At 69.6% G+C, this 18,038-nt stretch carries 21 protein-coding genes and 1 pseudogene; 16 read left to right on the top strand and 6 right to left on the bottom strand.

Annotated features, from left to right (window positions below; all coding sequences use genetic code 11):
• The first annotated feature begins 29 nt into the window (after window positions 1-29).
• Complete coding sequence (locus OG936_RS20285; RefSeq protein ID WP_406496454.1) at window positions 30-1,262, top strand: amidohydrolase family protein; 1,233 nt, start codon at window positions 30-32, stop codon at window positions 1,260-1,262.
• 97 nt (window positions 1,263-1,359) lie between these two features.
• On the opposite strand, the gene OG936_RS20290 is transcribed toward OG936_RS20285, so the two are convergent.
• Window positions 1,360-2,187, bottom strand: coding sequence for a MerR family transcriptional regulator (locus tag OG936_RS20290; protein WP_406496456.1), 828 nt, complete (start codon window positions 2,185-2,187; stop codon window positions 1,360-1,362).
• A gap of 113 nt (window positions 2,188-2,300) precedes the next feature.
• On the opposite strand from OG936_RS20290, the gene OG936_RS20295 reads away from it, so the two are divergent.
• Both OG936_RS20295 and OG936_RS20300 read left to right on the top strand, forming a co-directional pair.
• Window positions 2,301-2,942 (top strand): RNA polymerase sigma factor, encoded by a 642-nt coding sequence (locus tag OG936_RS20295; protein ID WP_406496457.1) that lies wholly within the window; start codon window positions 2,301-2,303, stop codon window positions 2,940-2,942.
• Entirely contained in the window at window positions 2,939-3,964 is a 1,026-nt protein-coding gene (locus tag OG936_RS20300; RefSeq protein WP_406496459.1) for a CU044_5270 family protein, read from the top strand. The genes OG936_RS20295 and OG936_RS20300 overlap by 4 nt, the downstream gene beginning before the upstream one ends.
• 125 nt (window positions 3,965-4,089) lie before the next feature.
• Here the strand turns inward: OG936_RS20300 and OG936_RS20305 are convergent, their stop codons facing one another.
• A complete protein-coding gene (locus tag OG936_RS20305; protein WP_003967102.1) occupies window positions 4,090-4,293 on the bottom strand; it encodes a cold-shock protein in 204 nt (67 codons plus the stop codon).
• Window positions 4,294-4,690: 397 nt separating this feature from the next.
• Between OG936_RS20305 and OG936_RS20310 the strand changes: the two genes are divergently transcribed.
• From OG936_RS20310 to OG936_RS20350, 9 genes and pseudogenes are all read left to right on the top strand, one after another.
• The gene (locus OG936_RS20310) at window positions 4,691-5,569 is read left to right on the top strand and encodes a menaquinone biosynthetic enzyme MqnA/MqnD family protein (RefSeq protein WP_406496461.1); all 879 of its coding nucleotides are present in this window, start codon (window positions 4,691-4,693) and stop codon (window positions 5,567-5,569) included.
• A 637-nt stretch (window positions 5,570-6,206) separates the two neighbouring features.
• Window positions 6,207-6,857, top strand: coding sequence for a hypothetical protein (locus tag OG936_RS20315; protein WP_406496463.1), 651 nt, complete (start codon window positions 6,207-6,209; stop codon window positions 6,855-6,857).
• Window positions 6,858-7,119: 262 nt separating this feature from the next.
• Window positions 7,120-7,674: pseudogene (locus tag OG936_RS20320) on the top strand (bacterial transcriptional activator domain-containing protein); the annotation flags it as partial.
• Window positions 7,675-7,793: 119 nt separating this feature from the next.
• Window positions 7,794-7,949: a hypothetical protein gene (locus OG936_RS20325; RefSeq protein WP_406496465.1), complete on the top strand. Its 156-nt coding sequence runs from the start codon at window positions 7,794-7,796 to the stop codon at window positions 7,947-7,949.
• 121 nt (window positions 7,950-8,070) lie between these two features.
• Window positions 8,071-9,270 carry a cyclic dehypoxanthinyl futalosine synthase gene (gene mqnC / locus OG936_RS20330; protein ID WP_406496466.1) on the top strand — a complete coding sequence of 400 codons (1,200 nt, stop codon included), beginning with the start codon at window positions 8,071-8,073 and terminating at the stop codon, window positions 9,268-9,270.
• Between the two features lie 7 nt (window positions 9,271-9,277).
• Window positions 9,278-9,931: an imidazolonepropionase-like domain-containing protein gene (locus tag OG936_RS20335; protein WP_406496467.1), complete on the top strand. Its 654-nt coding sequence runs from the start codon at window positions 9,278-9,280 to the stop codon at window positions 9,929-9,931.
• A gap of 235 nt (window positions 9,932-10,166) precedes the next feature.
• On the top strand, window positions 10,167-10,487 hold the full coding sequence (locus OG936_RS20340) for a hypothetical protein (RefSeq protein WP_406496469.1): 321 nt from the start codon (window positions 10,167-10,169) through the stop codon (window positions 10,485-10,487).
• Window positions 10,488-10,562: 75 nt separating this feature from the next.
• Complete coding sequence (locus tag OG936_RS20345; protein ID WP_406496471.1) at window positions 10,563-11,177, top strand: RNA polymerase sigma factor; 615 nt, start codon at window positions 10,563-10,565, stop codon at window positions 11,175-11,177.
• The gene (locus OG936_RS20350) at window positions 11,174-11,518 is read left to right on the top strand and encodes a hypothetical protein (protein WP_406496473.1); all 345 of its coding nucleotides are present in this window, start codon (window positions 11,174-11,176) and stop codon (window positions 11,516-11,518) included. The genes OG936_RS20345 and OG936_RS20350 overlap by 4 nt, the downstream gene beginning before the upstream one ends.
• Window positions 11,519-11,740: 222 nt before the next feature.
• On the opposite strand, the gene OG936_RS20355 is transcribed toward OG936_RS20350, so the two are convergent.
• A complete protein-coding gene (locus OG936_RS20355; RefSeq protein ID WP_406496474.1) occupies window positions 11,741-12,466 on the bottom strand; it encodes a DUF3152 domain-containing protein in 726 nt (241 codons plus the stop codon).
• 493 nt (window positions 12,467-12,959) lie between these two features.
• Here OG936_RS20355 and OG936_RS20360 point away from each other — a divergent pair, with 493 nt between their 5' ends.
• From OG936_RS20360 to OG936_RS20370, 3 genes are all read left to right on the top strand, one after another.
• Window positions 12,960-13,103, top strand: coding sequence for a hypothetical protein (locus OG936_RS20360; protein WP_406500784.1), 144 nt, complete (start codon window positions 12,960-12,962; stop codon window positions 13,101-13,103).
• Window positions 13,104-13,173: 70 nt separating this feature from the next.
• Window positions 13,174-13,866, top strand: a complete 693-nt coding sequence (locus OG936_RS20365; protein WP_406496476.1) for a demethylmenaquinone methyltransferase — start codon at window positions 13,174-13,176, stop codon at window positions 13,864-13,866.
• A 195-nt stretch (window positions 13,867-14,061) separates the two neighbouring features.
• Window positions 14,062-15,345 carry a geranylgeranyl reductase family protein gene (locus OG936_RS20370; RefSeq protein WP_406496478.1) on the top strand — a complete coding sequence of 428 codons (1,284 nt, stop codon included), beginning with the start codon at window positions 14,062-14,064 and terminating at the stop codon, window positions 15,343-15,345.
• Between the two features lie 29 nt (window positions 15,346-15,374).
• Here OG936_RS20370 and OG936_RS20375 read toward each other — a convergent pair whose 3' ends face one another.
• From OG936_RS20375 to OG936_RS20385, 3 genes are all read right to left on the bottom strand, one after another.
• Window positions 15,375-15,644 carry a hypothetical protein gene (locus OG936_RS20375; RefSeq protein ID WP_406496479.1) on the bottom strand — a complete coding sequence of 90 codons (270 nt, stop codon included), beginning with the start codon at window positions 15,642-15,644 and terminating at the stop codon, window positions 15,375-15,377.
• Between the two features lie 57 nt (window positions 15,645-15,701).
• Entirely contained in the window at window positions 15,702-16,934 is a 1,233-nt protein-coding gene (locus tag OG936_RS20380; RefSeq protein ID WP_406500522.1) for an MraY family glycosyltransferase, read from the bottom strand.
• 183 nt (window positions 16,935-17,117) lie between these two features.
• A complete protein-coding gene (locus OG936_RS20385; protein WP_406496481.1) occupies window positions 17,118-17,420 on the bottom strand; it encodes a hypothetical protein in 303 nt (100 codons plus the stop codon).
• Between the two features lie 185 nt (window positions 17,421-17,605).
• Between OG936_RS20385 and OG936_RS20390 the strand changes: the two genes are divergently transcribed.
• Window positions 17,606-17,965: an ATP-binding protein gene (locus tag OG936_RS20390; RefSeq protein WP_406496483.1), complete on the top strand. Its 360-nt coding sequence runs from the start codon at window positions 17,606-17,608 to the stop codon at window positions 17,963-17,965.
• The last annotated feature ends 73 nt before the right edge of the window (window positions 17,966-18,038 follow it).

Consider the following 18,038-nt stretch of genomic DNA (forward strand, 5'->3'; position numbering starts at 1 on the left):
TACGTCAGATCAGCGCTACCGTGGTGGGCATGGAGACCTTCCCGAAGATCATCTCGGTGGACGACCACACGGTGGAGCCCGCTCATGTCTGGCGGGACCGGCTCCCGTCCAAGTACCTCGACCGCGGCCCGCGCATCGTCCGCGCACCGCTCAAGGAAATGACCTTCATGGGCGGAAAGTTCGCGCCCGTGATGGGTGCGAAGGGGGACGACGGGCCGATCGGCGACTGGTGGGTGTACGAGGATCTGCACCGCCCGCTGACCCGGCTCGACACCTCGGTCGGCTACGACCGGGACGAGATCAAGCTCGAGGTCATCACGTACGAGCAGATGCGTCCGGGGTCGTTCTCGGTCCCCGACCGGCTCGCCGACATGGACGTCAACCACGTCCAGTCCGCCCTGTGCTTCCCCACTTTCCCCCGCTTCTGCGGCCAGACCTTCACCGAAGCGAAGGACCGCGAACTGGGGCTGCTCGGGGTGCGCGCGTACAACGACTGGATGGTGGAGGAGTGGTGCGGGCCCGAGGCGCGCGGCCGGCTCATCCCGCTCACCCTGATCCCTCTGTGGGACGCGCAGTTGGCCGCGGACGAGGTCCGGCGCAACGCGGCGCGCGGTGTGCGCGCGGTGGCGTTCTCCGAGATACCCCCGCATCTGGGGCTGCCGTCGATTCACACGGACGAGTGGGATCCGTTCCTGCGGGCCTGCGACGAGACGGGCACGGTGATCGCGATGCATATCGGCTCGTCCTCGAAGATGCCGTCCACCTCGGCCGACGCGCCACCCGCCGTCGGATCCACCATCACCTTCGCCAACTGCTGCTTCTCGATGGTCGACTGGCTGATGAGCGGCAAGTTCGAACGGTTCCCGAACCTCCGGATCATGTACGCGGAAGGCCAGATCGGCTGGATTCCGTACATCCTGGAACGCGCCGATGTGGTCTGGGACGAGAACCGGGCCTGGGGCGGCGTCGCCGACAAGGTCCACCGTCCGCCGTCGGAGCTGTTCGCCGAGCACGTCTACGGCTGCTTCTTCGACGATGCCTTCGGCCTGAAGAACCTGGACGCGATCGGCGTCGGGAACGTCCTGTACGAGACGGACTACCCGCACTCCGACTCCACCTGGCCCAAGTCGCGCGAGGTCGGCGAGGCGCAGATGGGGCATCTGGACGCCGATGTCGTGGACCGGATCGTGCGCCGCAACGCGATCGACCTGCTGGGGCTGACGGACGACGGACTGTGGGCGGGGCCCGGCACGGGCGCGTGACACGGGGGAGGGTGCCGGGGCGGCCCGGGGAAGGGCCGCCCCGGCACCCTCCCGCTCGCGGGTCGGGTCCGGATGGTCGGCACCCTCCCGCTCGCGGTCAGGCCCGGGCGACCGGCTCCTGGAGCTCCGTCACCCACTTCTCCGTGTCCTGCGGGCACTCCAGATTGACCTCGCGCGCATATCCCGCCGATCGGTAGCCACTGGCGTCGATCCAGCGGGCCAGGGCCTGGGCCGTCGGCAGGATCCCGTCCATCGGGCCCCGGTGGACGATGGTCGCCGCCTCGAACGGGGGCAGCTCCACCACCGCCACCCCGGTGTCACCCAGCGGCCCCACCGGCGCCGAGACCGTCACCCCGGCGTGGACGACGACCGCGCCGCAGCCCTCCGGGGCGTCCTCGTACCGGGCGATCCCGGGGCCCGCCGGGCGCACCCCGGCCTCGTCCAGCAGCGGGAACAGCCGGTCGTACAGCGGGCCGATCACCGGAGTGATGTCCTCCGGCTCGTAGCTGCCGGCCACCCCGGTCAGCTCTGCGACCCTCACCGCCGGAACGCTCTTGATCACGACATCGTCCACGGACATGTGTCCCTCGCTCTCGATCGACCGGAGCCTCGCCTCGACCTGGGCCAGCCGGGCGGCCGCCGCCGCCATCGCCGCCTCCAGCTCCGCCCGCCGCAGCCGCAGCATCCCGCGCAACTCCTCCGGGTCCACCTCGTCGTCGAGGACGGCACGCACCTGCTGGAGCGTGAAGCCGAGGTCCTTGAGGGCGATGATCCGGTTGAGCCGGGCGAGCTGGGCGGCGCCGTAGTGGCGGTAGCCGGTGGCCGGGTCGGTACGGTCGGGGTGCAGCAGCCCGACCGCGTCGTAGTGACGCAGCATCCGGGCCGACACCCGCCCGTACCGGGCGAAGTCTCCGATGGTGAACATGATGTCTCCCAGTGCAGGGCCTCACACGGCGTCAAGGTCAAGCATCGCAGTGCCCCGACGCAGGTGTGATCCACCTCACGGGAACTCCCTGTCCGCTGCGGACAGGACCTGATGTGGAGCATTCCTTGATAGCCCGGATACGGGCAGGTGACCCGGACGCGTTCGGCGGCCTCTTCGACGACTACGCACAGACGGTGTTCCGGTACGCGGTCCGCTCGACCGGCGACTGGGCCGGCGCGGAGGACGTCGTATCGCTGACCTTCCTGGAGGCGTGGCGGCTGCGCGGGACCCTGCGGGACTCGGACGAGGAGCTGAAGCCCTGGCTGCTCGGCATCGCGACCAACGTCCTGCGCAACGTCCGCCGCGCCGCCAAACGGCATGACGCGGCACTGACCCGGATGCCGGCCGGACCGGCCGTGCCGGACTTCGCCGACGAGCTGGTGGGCCGCATTCATGACGCGGAACAGCTCGTCGCCGCGCAGGCCGCGCTGGGACGGCTGAGATCCAAGGAGCGGGAGGTGTTCCTGCTCTGCGTCTGGGACGGCCTGGACTACCGGGGCGCCGCACGGGCGCTCGGTGTCCCCGTCGGGACCATCCGTTCGCGGCTCTCCCGGGCCAGGAAGCGGCTGAGGGACCTCACCGAGGACGAAATAAAGAAAATCGCAAGAAACATGGAACTACCCGGAGCGGCCGGACAGTACCGGAGTGACCGCGCCACTGCGGTCCGGTCGAACGGATGGGAGGGTAACCGATGAGTGCCGATGCGAAGAAGGTTGCGGGCGAGCTCAGGGCGCTACTGCCCGAGCCGCACGGACCGGCCCTGCCGGACGACCGTCACCGGCTGCTCAAGGAGCACTTGATGAACGAGATCCACCAGGCCCGGGTCCAGGCCGGGAAGGCGCCGCAGGACGCGCGGCCGCGCCGCCGCCGCGCGTGGTACGTCGTGCCCGTCGGTATGGCCGCCGCAGGAGCGCTCGCCTTCACCTTCCTGGCCGGTCCCGGCCGGAGCGGCGGCGACGACGGGTTCCACCTCAGCGCGGCCCCGGTGGTCAAGGTCGAGGTCGGCTCGGCGAACGGCGTCGGAGCGCTGATGGAGAACGTCGCCGAGCGCGCCTCACAGGCGCCCGCGAACCGCGTCGGCCCGAACCAGTTCGTATACGTACGCTCGCACTACTCCAACATGCAGGCGGTCGACGGCAGTCCCTTCAAGCTGAAGACGTACTACCGGGAGTCGTGGACGTCCCAGAACCCCGACAAGGTGCAGAGCCGGCTCAAGCAGCCGGGCGACGACATCATCTGGTCGGCTCCACGCTCCGAGGATCATGCGCAGGACAACCGTAATCACACCTACGCCGCGCTCCAGAAGCTGCCAACCGAACCCGGTGCGCTGCTGAAGAAGCTCCGTGCGGACGCCGCGTACTCCGGCTCGTCCGACCAGAACCTCTTCGACTACGTGGGCGGCCTGATCAGCGAGTCGATCCTGCCGCCGGAGACGGGTGCCGCCCTCTACCGTGCCGCAGCGCGGATCCCCGGCGTCGTCGCGCTGGACAAGGCGCAGGACGGCGACGGCCGGCCCGGTGTGGCACTGGCCCGTACGGATGAGCGGACGCACGAGCGGAGGGAGCTGGTGTTCGATGCCAACAGCTACGACTACCTGGGGATGCGCGCCTACCTGGTCCAGAACACCGAGCTGGGCAAGAAGGGCACCGTCACCGAGATGCAGGCCGTGCTCGACCGCGACGTCGTGAACAGCCGGGACGAGACGCCGAAGAAGTAGGGAAGCAGCGGAGTGGCCACCCACAGGGCGGCCACTCACAGGCAGGAGCCCCGCTCCTCCGCCGAAGCGGAGGAGCGGGGCTCCTTGGGTGATGCTGACCGGCCGCGATCGGCCGACCCGGGCAACTAGGCCGGGGTGACGTTCTCAGCCTGCGGACCCTTGGGTCCCTGAGTGACGTCGAAGTTCACGACCTGGTTCTCCTCGAGGGAGCGGAACCCGGACGCGTTGATCGCGGAGTAGTGAACGAAGACATCCGGGCCGCCGCCGTCCTGGGCGATGAAGCCGAAGCCCTTTTCAGCGTTGAACCACTTGACGGTTCCGGTAGCCATAAGCCCTCCTTGGGCCAAAGGGTTGCCCTGCTCCAGAACCTGCAAAGAAGTCTGAAAACTACAAAAGCCTGCGGGTTACATGCTCCGCAGGCTCTGTACTGCAAGGGAAACCAAACTGCAACTTGCGTCGAGCCTAGCACGCAGCTTGTAGGGAAGGGTAGAGGAAAAGATCACTTCACCCGGATGTTTGATTGCCGTGCCGATGACCTGACGAAGTGGGTGTCCCGGAGGGTGTCGTGAAGGTGTCGTGAACGGCTCACGAAGGCGCCTTCAAGGGGTACGGCAAAGGTACGGACAGGGGTACGGGCAGGGCTTCGGCGCGTTGCCGGGGTGGGATCGGGTGACGCCCCGCGTACCCGGTGCCGCCCGGGCGGCACCACGGGTCTAGCCTCGCGATGTGGACAATTCAATCGTCTCAACCGTCGCAGGCGACGACCGTCGCAGCAGGCCGCGCGTCGGCCACATCCAGTTCTTGAACTGCCTCCCCCTGTACTGGGGACTGGCGAGAACCGGAACCCTGCTCGACCTGGAGCTCTCGAAGGACACCCCGGAGAAGCTCAGTGAGCAGCTGGTCAGGGGCGATCTGGACATCGGCCCCATCACGCTGGTCGAGTTCCTCCGCAACGCCGACGACCTGGTCGCCTTCCCGGACATCGCGGTGGGCTGTGACGGGCCCGTCATGTCGTGCGTGATCGTGTCGCAGGTGCCGCTGGACCAGCTGGACCGGGCCCGGGTGGCACTCGGTTCCACCTCGCGCACCTCCGTGCGCCTGGCCCAGCTGCTGCTCGCCGAGCGGTACGGCGTCGACCCGGACTACTACACCTGCCCGCCGGACCTCGGCCTGATGATGCAGGAGGCGGACGCCGCCGTGCTGATCGGCGACGCCGCGCTGCGCGCCAACCTGCACGACGCGCCCCGGCTCGGCCTCCAGGTCCACGACCTGGGTCAGATGTGGAAGGAGTGGACCGGGCTCCCCTTCGTCTTCGCGGTCTGGGCGGCCCGCAAGGACTACCTGGCGGCCGAACCCCACCACGTGGGCAAGGTGCACGAGGCCTTCCTGGCCTCGCGGGACGTCTCCCTGGAGGAGGTCACCAAGGTCGCGGAGCAGGCGGCGCGCTGGGAGGCCTTCGACGCGGAGGTGCTGGAGCGGTACTTCACGACCCTGGACTTCCGCTTCGGCCCGGACCAGCTGGCCGGCGTACAGGAGTTCGCACGCCGGGTCGGTCCGACGACCGGCTTCCCGGCGGACGTGAAGGTCGATCTGCTCGGCGGCTGACCGGACGACGGGGCAGGGCCCTGCACATGCCGGCTGATCCACGCGATCGAGCCGTACTCCCTCCCTCTGCCCCGCACACAACTCGTGGCCTTGGACCCGCCGCCCCGGATGACCAGGAGGCGGGTCTTCGCCGTGCCCGTGGTGTGGTTCTCGGGACTTGAAGCTCTGGGAATTCGCCGGACCGAATCCGGCATGGTCCCGGTCGCCCGGATGCCCATTGTTTGTTAGTGCCCGTAGTCCGGTTGGGAACGGGCAGCATGATGAACGGAAGGCATTTCCCTCTGCCGGACACGTGCAGATGCTCGACCGGAGATTGAAGTCAGTACCCATTCGGCAATTCGTCGGACAACCGATTCTTCCGGGTCGAAATATCGCCTCAAATCCCAAACATGCACCTTGACCGTGAAACCGGACTACACGCCGAAACCGGACTACGCGCCCTGGAGAGCGGTGATACCGATCTTGGTGCTGTCTTCGAGGGTGTTGGCGGTAGTGAAGCTCGTCGTGGGGGCGACGGGGCAGAGGTTTCCGAACCGTCGTGATCCGGCCCACGCACTTGAGACGGCCATACGAGCGGTACGCCGGACAACTACGGTATGAAAACCGAGCGAAGGCAAGCACTGTAAGGGTGGGGAGCATGAGCGGGAACGAGACAGCCATGGAGCCCGGCGGCACGTTCGGGGCTCCGGTGCCTGACCCGTGGCGGCCGATATCGGGGGCCCGGAAGCTCTTCAGCTCCCTGATGTGGGCCGTGCTCCTGCCCGGCCTCATGATCCTGGGTGCCGGGATCGCCCAGTGGGTGATGTGGGCCGGCGTGGTCGTCATGCTGGCGGCCGTCGCGGTTGCCGCCTGCCTGATCGGTGGCGTCTGGGACCGCGCCGGCGCCGCAGCCCTGGCCTCGGTCAGTGGCTTCGCGCTGATGCTCTTCGCGGGGCCCGCGATGTACGAGGTCTATATGAAGACCGCGGGTGATCCGGTCGCGGCTGTGGTGACGGAGGTGACCGACGAGGACAACCGGCAGGGCGCGGACTGGTTCTGCACCGTCGAGGAGGTCGGGGGCGATCACAAGGAATACGAGGTGTCCGAGCAGCAGAACTGCTTCGGTCAGGCCAAAGTGGGCGACCGCGTCGAGATCCGCAAGGACCCGCTCGGCCTGCTCGCCCCGCGGCTGCCCGACAGCCCGGACCAGCGGAACAGCACTGAGAGCACCGTCGACATCACCGCGGGCCTCCTCCTGCTGACCGCTGTCAGCGTCTTTTACGGGGGGCAGCGCCGCCGGGGCATATGACACCCGCGGGCAGACGATCGGCACACCGGTCTCGCCCGGCCGCCTCGCCAGCCGCAGCATCAACCTGTGGCAACTCGCTCGTCAGCGCCTCACCGAGGCGGTAGGGGCATTCGCCCCGGCCCTACCTGCGCGTGAACTGCCCCGCCGCGTGTCATGACAAGGGTTGGCCTCGGAGAACAGCAGGTCCGGAACACAACTGGTAGCGCCCGAGGGGCAGGGGGCACGTACTGATGCGAGTGTGCGGGACTGCAGTCCATCCTCAGACGGTTCTCCTCGCCTGCGCCTGGACCCGGCGGGCCGCCTCACGCTCGCTGTCTCCGTCGTCTCCGACCTGGACGTGCTGCGCTCGCTTCACCATGAAGCGACCCAGGGCAGAGGGGCTCGGAACGCGGCCGTGCGGGAGCGGCTGCTCACCGACGCGCTCGGGCTCGTCCGCGGCCCGCTGCTGGTGGACCGGCCGGAGGGACGGTACGGCTGGCTCTCCCACGAGATCGTCGACGCCCAGCTGCCCCTGCTCGTCGCGGACGTGGCCCTCGCCCTGTCGGAACACCACCTCGAACAGGGTCGGCCCGAGCAGGCCGTCGCCGCGCTCACCGTCGCACTGTCCTCGTCGCCGAACGATGAGCGGCTGTGGAACGAGTTGCTGCGCGCGACCCACGCCACGGGCGATACCGAGCGCCTGGCAGTGCTCGCCGCGTCCCTCGTGGCCCGGGCCAACGAGCCGGGCGCCGCCGGTCGGGGGCTGCCGCCGCGTACGGAAGCGCTGCTGGACGAGCTGCTGCCGACCTGGCGTGACGCCGATGCGGCGGCCGGCTGAGCCATGAGCGTGCCGGTGATCGTCGCGGCCGCGCTGTGGGGCGCCGGTATGCGCGCGGTGCGCGAGGCGTCAGCCGGCCGGTGCGGGGGCGGCGGTCGGCTGCGGGCCGGAGGAGGCCGGTGCTCTTCGCCGGCGCCGCCGTGGCTTTCGTCGTCGGCGCGGGCCGTGGCCTCGGCCTGATCCTGCTGCGCCGGGCGAACCGGAAGGCTGCGTTGCCGTTCGGCCCCTTCATGTTCTGTGGGGCCCTGGCAGGCGTGTTCGGCGCGCTGGTGTGAGCGGGGCGGGCTCCGGGGCGCCGCTTCGCAGCGAGGGTGCGGCGAGAGGCGCGCATGGGCGCTGGCGTAGGGTGAACCGGTCCGTAGATCCGTTGAAAAACCGCCGAAAGGTGACAGCCCGGTGACCGAGAAGGCCGACCTCCAGCCCATCCTCGACCGAGCCGCCGAGGGCGGTCGGATCACTCCGGAGGAGGCGCTCGACCTCTACCGTTCGGCGCCGCTGCACGCACTGGGCGCGGCCGCCGACGCCGTACGCCGTCGCCGTTACGCCGGTACGGAGCACATCGCGACGTACATCATCGAGCGCAACATCAACTACACGAACGTCTGTGTCACGGCCTGCAAGTTCTGTGCCTTCTACGCCGCGCCCAAGGACACCGCCAAGGGCTGGTCCCGCGATCTCGACGACATCCTGCGCCGCTGCGCGGAGACCGTCGAACTCGGCGGTACACAGATCATGTTCCAGGGCGGACACCACCCGGACTACGGCGTCGAGTACTACGAGGAGCACTTCTCCGCCATCAAGAAGGCGTTCCCGCAGCTGGTCATCCACTCGCTGGGCGCCTCCGAGATCGAACACATGGCCCGGATCTCCAAGGTCTCCGTGGAGGAGGCCATCCAGCGCATCCACGCCGCCGGGCTCGACTCCTTCGCGGGTGCGGGCGCCGAGCTGCTGCCGGCCCGGCCGCGTACCGCGATCGCCCCGCTCAAGGAGTCCGGTGAGCGCTGGCTGGAGATCATGGAGATCGCCCACCGGCTCGGTGTCGAGTCCACCTCCACCATGCTGATGGGTACCGGCGAGACCAACGCCGAGCGCATCGAGCACCTGCGGATGATCCGTGACGTGCAGGACCGCACCGGCGGCTTCCGCGCCTTCATCCCGTACACGTACCAGCCCGAGAACAACAAGCTGAAGGGCCGGACGCAGGCGACGCTCTTCGAGTACCTGCGGATGATCGCCATCGCCCGGATCTTCCTGGACAACGTCGCGCACATCCAGGGTTCCTGGCTGACCACCGGCAAGGAGGTCGGCCAGCTGTCGCTGCACTACGGTGCCGACGACCTCGGTTCGATCATGCTGGAGGAGAACGTGGTCTCCTCGGCCGGTGCCAAGCACCGCTCCAACCGGCTCGAAATCATCGACCTCATCCGCAAGGCGGGCCGCGTACCGGCCCAGCGCGCCACGACGTACGAGCACCTCGTCGTGCACGACGACCCGGCGAACGACCCGGTCGACGAGCGGGTGGTCTCGCACATCTCGTCCACGGCGATCGAGGGCGGCACGGCCCATCCGGAGCTGAAGCTCCTGAACGCCAACTGAGGTAGTTTTGCTGACCGTTCACGCCGCGTCGCTGGTTCTTCCGGTTGGCGCGGCTGCCGTTACGCAGGGTGCGGTGGCCGTGGAGGGCGACCGGATCGTCGCCCTCGGACCGTACGACGAGGTCGTGGCCGCCCGCCCCACGGCCCGGGTCCGCACCTGGCCGGGCGTCATCACGCCGGGACTGCGGCAGTGGCACGGGCTGTGGTTGCTCACCCGCTGTTACCACCCCGACCCGCGCGAGGCGGACGCGCTCGGCGACCAGCCGCTGTGGGGCGAGGCGTTCGAGCGGCTGGTCGGTGAAATGGACGCGGCGCGGCGGGCGGGCAGTGTACGGCGCGGGCTGCAGCAGATGCTGCGGTACGGCACGACGCACCTCGCGGGCCGCTTTCACGACCCGGCCGTCCGCACCGCTGTCGCCCGCTCGGGTATGACGGAGGTCTCGGTCGTCGGCGCTCCCGGCATCCTGGTCGGCGAACCGAGCCTGGACCCGTTCGTGGAGGGGGACGACCTGCCCGGTTCCGTGCACGGCCCGCTCACCGTCGGGGGCCGCGCCGACCTCGCCGTCTTCGACGTACCCGATGAGGCGGCGCTGTGCGCGGCGGGGGCGGGGCGGTGCGTGGCCACGGTGCTGGGCGGGCGGCTGGTGTACCGGCGGCGCTAGTTGTACTGACCCGTGGTTGGGGACAGCTGAGCCTGTGTGCGCCGCTTGCTGTACTGCGCGGCAGATCAGGGCCGGCCTGCGGGGACTGGGCACACTCTCTCCCCGAAGAGCAGGCCGTGGTGAGGTTTCTCGGATGTGGCCGCAACCTCGGGGGGTGTCGCACGTCTGGTGGGTTGAAGGCGCCCTTCAGCTGTTGTTCCAGACCGTGTTTCCGTCACTTCCTCGGGAGAATCTCATGTCGCACGCCAAGTGGAACCCCCGTCTCAGCCCCCGGGCCCTGGGTGCCGTCACCGGTGCCGCGCTGCTGCTGGGCGGCGGTTTCGCCGTGCAGGCCGTTGCCGACTCCGGCGTGAAGCCGGCCCCCGCCGCGCCGAAGGCCGTCACGGCCGGGGACGCAGCCCCGCTGACCGCGTCGAAGTCCGTCGCCTCGAAGCCCGCTGGTACCCCGAAGGCTGTCGAGGCGGGCAGGTCGGCCGACGCGGGCAAGCCCGGCACCGTGCCCGTCCCGTCCGATGCGTCCCTGGTGATCCAGCCGGGCAGCGCGGTCCGGAAATAGCAACAGCGGCAGCACCACGGGGCGGGCCGGCCTTTCCGCAGGCCCGCCCGCCCCTCCCGCGACGGATCGAGGTCCATGCAGTACGCCATTCCCGCAGCGCCGCCCTGGTGGTCCCGTCTGCTCTCCCGCATGCCCCGGACCGAGGACGTGCCGAAACAGGGACATCATCTGCGGGCACTTGGTTCGCCGTACGACGACGGGCCGCCGCCCACGCTGACCGAGCTGTACCAGGCACGGCGACTCGACATGGTGCGGCTCGCGCTCTTCCTGGTGGACGATCTGCACACCGCCGAGGATGTCGTCCAGGACGCCTTCGCCGCTGTCTGCCGCACGTACGGCACCTCGCTGGACGGGCTCCAGGACCCCGGGGCCTACCTGTACACCGCCGTGGTCAACGCGGCCCGCTCCGTGCTGCGCAGACGTCGCACCGCCCGTGCCTACAACCCGCCCCACCAGGGTTATGGGCCGCCCGTCGACGAGGGGCTGCTACTCGCCGAAGAGCACCGTCAAGTTCTCGACGCACTAGCACAGTTGACGAGGAGGCAGCGCGAGGTGTTGGTGCTGCGCTACTGGTCGGAGCTCACCGAGGCGCAGATCGCGCAGACGCTCGGGCTGTCCCGCGGCACGGTGAAGTCCACTGCGAGCCGCGCGCTGGATGTCCTGGAAAAGAAGCTGAAGGCGGGCCGATGAAGCCGAGTGCCGAAGACCGCCGACTTGCGACCGAGGACCGGCTGCGCGCCGCTCTGGCCGCCCGCGCCGTGCTCGTCACGCACCGCGACCTGCGCCGCGACGCACCTCCGCAGGGGCGCAGTTGGGGAGTGCGCCGAGTGCGCAGGGTTGCCTTTGCCGCGCTCGGTGTGGCTGCTGCCGTGGTGGCCGTGTGCCTGCTGGTGCTGCTGCCCGGCAGCCTGTTGGACCCAGCTCCGGCGCCACCCGCTCGCGCCCCGGGCATCGGTGAACCAGTACCGGCCACACCTGCGCGCCCGGCAGGCCCGTCCGGTGCGGACTCCCGTGTGATCAGCCCGCCATAGATCATGTCCCGATCGCGGCCGGTACGGCATACTCGCCTGCCCGTCGGCACCTTTGGCGCCGTACCCCGGAACAGCTCCCACGGACCGCCGGCAACCTGCTGTTTTACGCTCCATGTGACGAGGGCGACGAACCTGAATATCACAGCCACCTTCGCGACCGTGATCACCGGCTTCGCCCGTGATCGCAGAGACAGCCCCTGGGCCGTCCGACGGACGGGCCCGTCACGGTACCGACGGGCCGCCCAGGTAATGCCCCTCGGCGTCGTACGGCCAGGCGTTGGAGACGCACCCCTTCAGGCCGTAGATCTGCTGCATCATCGCGGGGGCGGGGCGGCCCTTGCCCGGGCAGGTCTCGTGGCCGTGGCCCAGCCAGTGTCCGACCTCGTGGTTGATGATGAGGGCCCGGTAGTCGGCGAGCGGGCCGTGGAATTCGGGCGATCCCTGCTGCCAGCGCTTGAGGTTGACCATGACGTCGGTGCCGACCCGGCAGTTGACCTCGCCGTGGGTGTCGAGGCCGCTCTGCCCGCAGACGGCGTCGGTGGTTCCGGGCGTGGCGATCCGGATGACCAGTCCCGCCGGACCGTCGGCGACCTGTCGGAAGGTGCGCTCGCCGTGGTGCGACCAGCCCCGTGGCGAGGCCAGGACGCGGGCGATCTCGGCGGCGGCCCGGTCGGGGTCGACGCCCGAACCGTCCTCCACCTCTACCCGGTAGGCCTTGCCCGTGCGGGTGTCGCCCTTGCGGGCGTCCGAGGAGTCGGAGGCGCCCGCGCGGGCGACGGTGAAGGAGCCGGAGGCGGACGGAGTATCCGGACCGGCCGCACCCTCGCTGTTCCACCGGACACCCACGACGGCGGCCGCGACCAGCACGGCCGGAACGACAGCTATGACGAACGGCCGGTTCCGGCCGCGTTCCTGCTGCCCCCGCCGACGCACATGCCATCCGGCCATTCGCGCCCCTCCCCAGTACTCGGTGGCTCCGTACCCCTGTTATGACCGTTGCCGGAGCCGATTGGTTCAGTCCACTCGGTCACGGGGCGGGTACGGGCAGGACGCATGCCCGGCGGGGCGTCACGTACCGATGGGCTGCTCAGGTACTGCCCGTTCGCGTCGTACGGCCAGGCGCTGGGCACGCATCCCTTCAGGCCGTAGATCTGCCGCACCATCGCGGGGAAGGCGCAGCCCTTGCCGGGGCAGGTCTCGTGGGTCTCGTGGCAGTGGGCCGGCCAGTGTCCGAGACTCATTCCGCGCGTGCTTGTGCCGGAAAGGCCGCAATGGATGTGGAGCCGCCCGGCAGTTTCGTGAACAAGAGCGCGCAGTCGCCGCAGAGGGACAAAAGGCCCCTGTGGTGCAAGGCGGACAACAGGCGGAGCCGGAGTCTTGTCACGCCGCCGAGTTTCGACCGGATATTGGCAATGTGAAACTTCGCCGTTCGCGGAGTGACGTGCGGACGAGCCGCGACTTCCTCATGAGGAACGCCTCACGCGGCCCGATCGGCCCGATCGGCCCGGTCACCGGCGTACCGGCCGGGCTGTATCCGGCGTGGCGGGCGTCCCGTATCCAGCCCGCCGAGGCACTGCGTCGCTGATCGGCGCCACCGCGTTCCCGGACAGTGGGCCTGTCCCGCCGCTCCCGGACCGGGCTGCTTGAATGGGGGGGTGACCCGAGCTTCCCTGGACAAGCAGCCGCACGAAGTCGCCACGATGTTCGACGGCGTGGCGGCGAACTACGACCTCACCAACGACGTGCTGTCGCTCGGCCAGGCCCGGCTGTGGCGCAAGGAGGTCGCGAAGGCGGTGCACGCCCGGCCCGCGGAGAAGGTCCTCGACCTGGCGGCCGGCACGGCGACATCGTCGCTGCCGTTCGCCGCGACGGGCGCGTACGTCGTGCCCTGCGACTTCTCCCTCGGCATGCTGCAGGAGGGAAAGAAGCGCAACTCCTGGCTGCCCTTCACCGCGGGCGACGCCACCCGGCTGCCGTTTCGCGACGAGACCTTCGACGCGGTGACGATCTCCTTCGGGCTGCGCAACGTCCAGGACACGGACGCGGCGCTGCGCGAGCTGTACCGGGTGACCAAGCCGGGCGGCCGGGTGGTGATCTGCGAGTTCTCGCAGCCGACCTGGGCGCCGTTCCGCACGGTGTACACCGAGTACCTGATGCGGGCGCTGCCGCCGGTCGCGCGCGCGGTGTCGTCCAATCCCGACGCGTACGTCTATCTCGCCGAGTCCATCCGGGCCTGGCCCGACCAGGCCGGGCTCGCGGCGAAGCTCCAGCAGGCCGGCTGGTCGAAGGTCGCCTGGCGCAATCTCACCGGCGGTGTGGTGGCGCTGCACCGGGGTGTACGTCCCTGAAGTAACGGGCCGGTGTGCCACGTTGACGGGAATCCGGGAGGTGGCGCCGGCCGGTTCCGCGCTCGGGCCCGCAGCTGTACGGAGGGCCAGGCCGACATCGGGGAGCCCTTCGGAAGGCTGCCCGGCGGGCACCCATAGACTGCATGGGACAGGTGCCGCGCGGCACGCGATTTCGAGTCCTCGGGAGATCCGACCGTGACCGAGCCCCTCTCCGGACACAGCGCGGACGTGATCGTCGTCGGGGCTGGCCCGGCCGGTTCCACGACCGCGTACTACCTCGCCAAGGCCGGACTGGACGTCCTGCTCCTGGAGAAGACGGCCTTCCCCCGGGAGAAGGTCTGCGGCGACGGCCTCACCCCGCGCGCCACCAAGCAGCTCGTCTCCATGGGCATCGACATCTCCGAAGAGGCCGGCTGGCTGCGCAACAAGGGCCTGCGCATCATCGGCGGCGGCGTCCGCCTCCAGCTGGACTGGCCGGATCTCGCCTCGTACCCGGACTACGGACTGGTCCGCAAGCGCGACGACTTCGACGAGCAGCTGGCCCGCCAGGCGCAGAAGGCGGGCGCGCGGCTGTACGAGCGCTGCAACGTCGGCGCCCCGATCGTCGACGACCGCACGGGCCGCATCACCGGCGTCAACGCGAAGCTCGGCGAGGAGAAGACCCCGGTCACCTTCCACGCCCCGCTCGTCGTCGCCGCCGACGGCAACTCCACCCGGCTGTCGCTCGCGATGGGCCTGCACCGCCGCGAGGACCGTCCGATGGGCGTGGCCGTGCGTACGTACTTCACCTCGCCCCGCCACGACGACGACTACCTGGAGTCCTGGCTGGAGCTGTGGGACCGACGCGGCCCCCAGGACCGGCTCCTGCCCGGCTACGGCTGGATCTTCGGCATGGGTGACGGCACGTCCAACGTCGGTCTCGGCATCCTCAACTCCTCTTCCGCCTTCAGGGAGTTGGACTGGCGCGAGGTTCTCAAGGCGTGGTGCGCGTCCATGCCGCAGGACTGGGGCTACACCCCGGAGAACATGACGACGCCGATCCGCGGCGCCGCCCTCCCGATGGCCTTCAACCGTCAGCCGCACTACACCAAGGGCCTGTTGCTCGTCGGTGACGCGGGCGGCATGGTCAACCCGTTCAACGGCGAAGGCATCGCGTACGCCATGGAGTCGGGCCAGATCGCCGCGGACGTCATCGTCCAGGCCCACGCCCGCGCGACCCCGGCCCAGCGCGAACTGGCGCTCACCAACTACCCGAAGGTGCTCAAGGAGACCTACGGCGGCTACTACACGATGGGCCGCGCCTTCGTGAAGCTGATCGGCAACCCGAAGGTCATGAAGGTCGCCACCCAGCGCGGGCTGACGCATCCGCTGCTGATGAAGTTCACGCTGAAGATGCTTGCCAACCTGACCGACCCTACGGGCGGCGACGCGATGGACCGGATCATCAACGGTCTGTCGAAGGTGGCCCCGAAGGCCTGAGCCGCCCCCGGGACCGGCCGTCGCCTCGCTCAGTCCATGAGCGCGGCGACGGCGATCCGCTGTATGTACGCGATTCCGGAGTCGGCTCCGGTGGGGTTCAGCGAATAGACCACCCGGTGTCCGAGATCCCGGGTGGCGAAGAACCCGTTGTCCCAGCCGGGCCGCGACCCCGTCTTTCCCCAGACGGACCGTCCGTTCGGCAGCTTGTACCGCATCGGTCCGCCGACACTGAAGCAGGCTTTCCTGCCGGCGCAGCTGGTGTTGGTGGTGGCACTGGACGCGTGGAGGACCGCGAACACCAGCTTCTGCTGGGCGGTTCCTGCCGGCCCGTCGCGGCGACCGGGTCGCCGCGTGTCCTATGCCCGTTGCCCGGCGTCCGCGCGCGGGCGCCGGGCGTCCGCGTCCGCCTCGGCGCGCCGGCCGCCGACGGCGACCACACGCCCCCCGGTCCGGGGCCGCATCAGCCGCATCCGGGCCAGCAGGTCGGTGATGGCGAAGTCGTAGCGGGGCTGGAGCAGCAGAAGCAGGCCCAGTCCGCAGATGAACGCGACGGCGAACAGCATCCAGGACTTGGCGCCCCGCGCCGAGTAGGCCACGATCCCGAACGAGAACAGCGCCGACCAGAAGTACATGAGCAGTACGGCCCGGCGGTGCGAGTGTCCGAGTTGGAGCAGCCGGTGGTGGAGGTGCCCCTTGTCGGCGGAGAAGGGGGACCGTCCGTTCCACGTACGCCTGACGACGGCGAGCACGAGGTCCGCGACCGGCAGCGCGATGACGGACAGCGGAAGCAGCAGCGGAATGTAGACCGGCACCATCGCGGCCGACCCGGACGTACCGTCGACGGTCTGCTTGAGGAGGATCGGATCGACCTCGCCCGTGACGGAGATGGCGCACCCGGCGATGAGCAGCCCGAGCAGCATGGACCCGGAGTCCCCCATGAAGATCCGGGCCGGGTGCGTGTTGTGGACCAGGAAGCCGAGGCACATGCCCACCAGGATCGCGGAGATCAGCGTGGTGGCCGCGGCGGACTCGATCCCGTAGCCGTACCAGAGCCGGTAGGCGTACAGGAAGAACGCCGTCGCCGCGATGCCCACCGTCCCGGCGGCCAGCCCGTCGAGCCCGTCGACGAAGTTGACCGCGTTGATGGTGAAGACGATCAGTCCCACGGTCAGCAGGGTGCCCTGCCAGTCGGCGAGGTAGATCCCGTCGGTGCCCGGAACCGGAAGATAGAGGATCGTCAGCCCCTGGAACGCCATCACCCCGGCGGCGAGCACCTGACCGCCGAGCTTGACCAGCGAATCCAGCTCCCACTTGTCGTCGAGCACCCCCAGCAGCCAGATCAGTGCGGCACCGGACAGCACCGCCCGGGGTGTCGAGCTCTGCGTGAAGATCTCTTTCAGGTGCGGCATGTGGGAGGCCACGACGTATCCGGCGAGCAGCCCGCCGAACATGGCAATGCCGCCCAGGCGCGGAGTCGGTTCGCGATGGACGTCGCGGGCCCGGATTTCCGGCATCGCTCCGATCGAGATGGCGAACTTCCGCACAGGAGCGGTCAGGAGATGGGTCACCGCCGCCGCGATGAACAGCATGAGCAAGTAGTCCCGCACGGGCGGCCCTCACATCCCGGCCCAGCAGCAGGCCGATACCTGAACAGTTTCTTCCGGTTCCTCCGGCGCCGCTGCTCAGGGTTGGACGGGGCCGGTGGCGAGTCCGGCGCGGCGGTATTTGAAGGCCGGGCCCCGGTCGAGGCCCCTCACTGCGCCCCGGCGAGCCTAACTCATGCGGATTTCCGTACGGCGAGGTGCTGCGGTGCGGAGACGCTGATGAGCGTGGGTGTCGAGCGATACGTACGTCACCGGGCGGACATGCCACTCGATGTGCCGGCCACCGCGCAGGCTGAGCGTGAACCCGCAGGACTCGCCGCGGCCGCGGATGGCGCGGATGGCCTCCTGGGGCGTGGCCATGATGCGCAGATCGATCGGCTCGGGGACGAAGCGGGTGGCGGGGCCGTAGCGGAGGGCTTCGAACCGGTAGCCGTGTTCGAGGACCGGCTGTAAGGGGGTGGGGGTGGGCATGGGGGTGTGCGGAGTTGTACGCATGGCCGACCGTCCGATCGCAGCGTCGTGGTGCGCGCACGCCAAATGGCGTGGGGGCAGGGGGAACTACGGCGCAAGTTGACCGCGAACGGGATCGGCCGATGCCACGGACCGCGCCCACCGCGCGACGCCCCGGAGGCCGCTTCACGCAGGGAGACCGCGCCATGACCTCCGTAACCGCTCCTTCGTCACCAGTCCCCTACCTCCCCCAACGCGGCGAGCGCTACCGGCTTGTCGTGCCGAACACCTCCACCGCACCCAAGGTCGTGCGGGACTTCGTGGCCACGGTGCTGTGGGTGACCGGCCACCCCCGCCTCGTCGACGACGCCCGGCTCTGCGTGAGCGAGGTCGTCTCCAACGCGTACTGCCACACGCGCTCACCGCAGGTCCGCGTGGAAGTCACCGTCAACCACCGGCAGGTAACGGTGTACGTGACGGACGACGAGAGGCGGCGTCCTCGCCGTACGCCGCGACGAGCCCGTTCCCCGCCGTTCCCCGTCGTTCCTCTCCGTGACGAAACGTGACGGCGTGTCCTCGGTGGACCGGCGGGTGGAGTGCGGGTCGCGACCCCGCAGGGTGGGATTCAGGGCGCTCGCC

The sequence above is a fragment of the Streptomyces sp. NBC_00846 genome (assembly GCF_045207325.1).
In the GTDB taxonomy this organism is placed as follows: domain Bacteria; phylum Actinomycetota; class Actinomycetes; order Streptomycetales; family Streptomycetaceae; genus Streptomyces.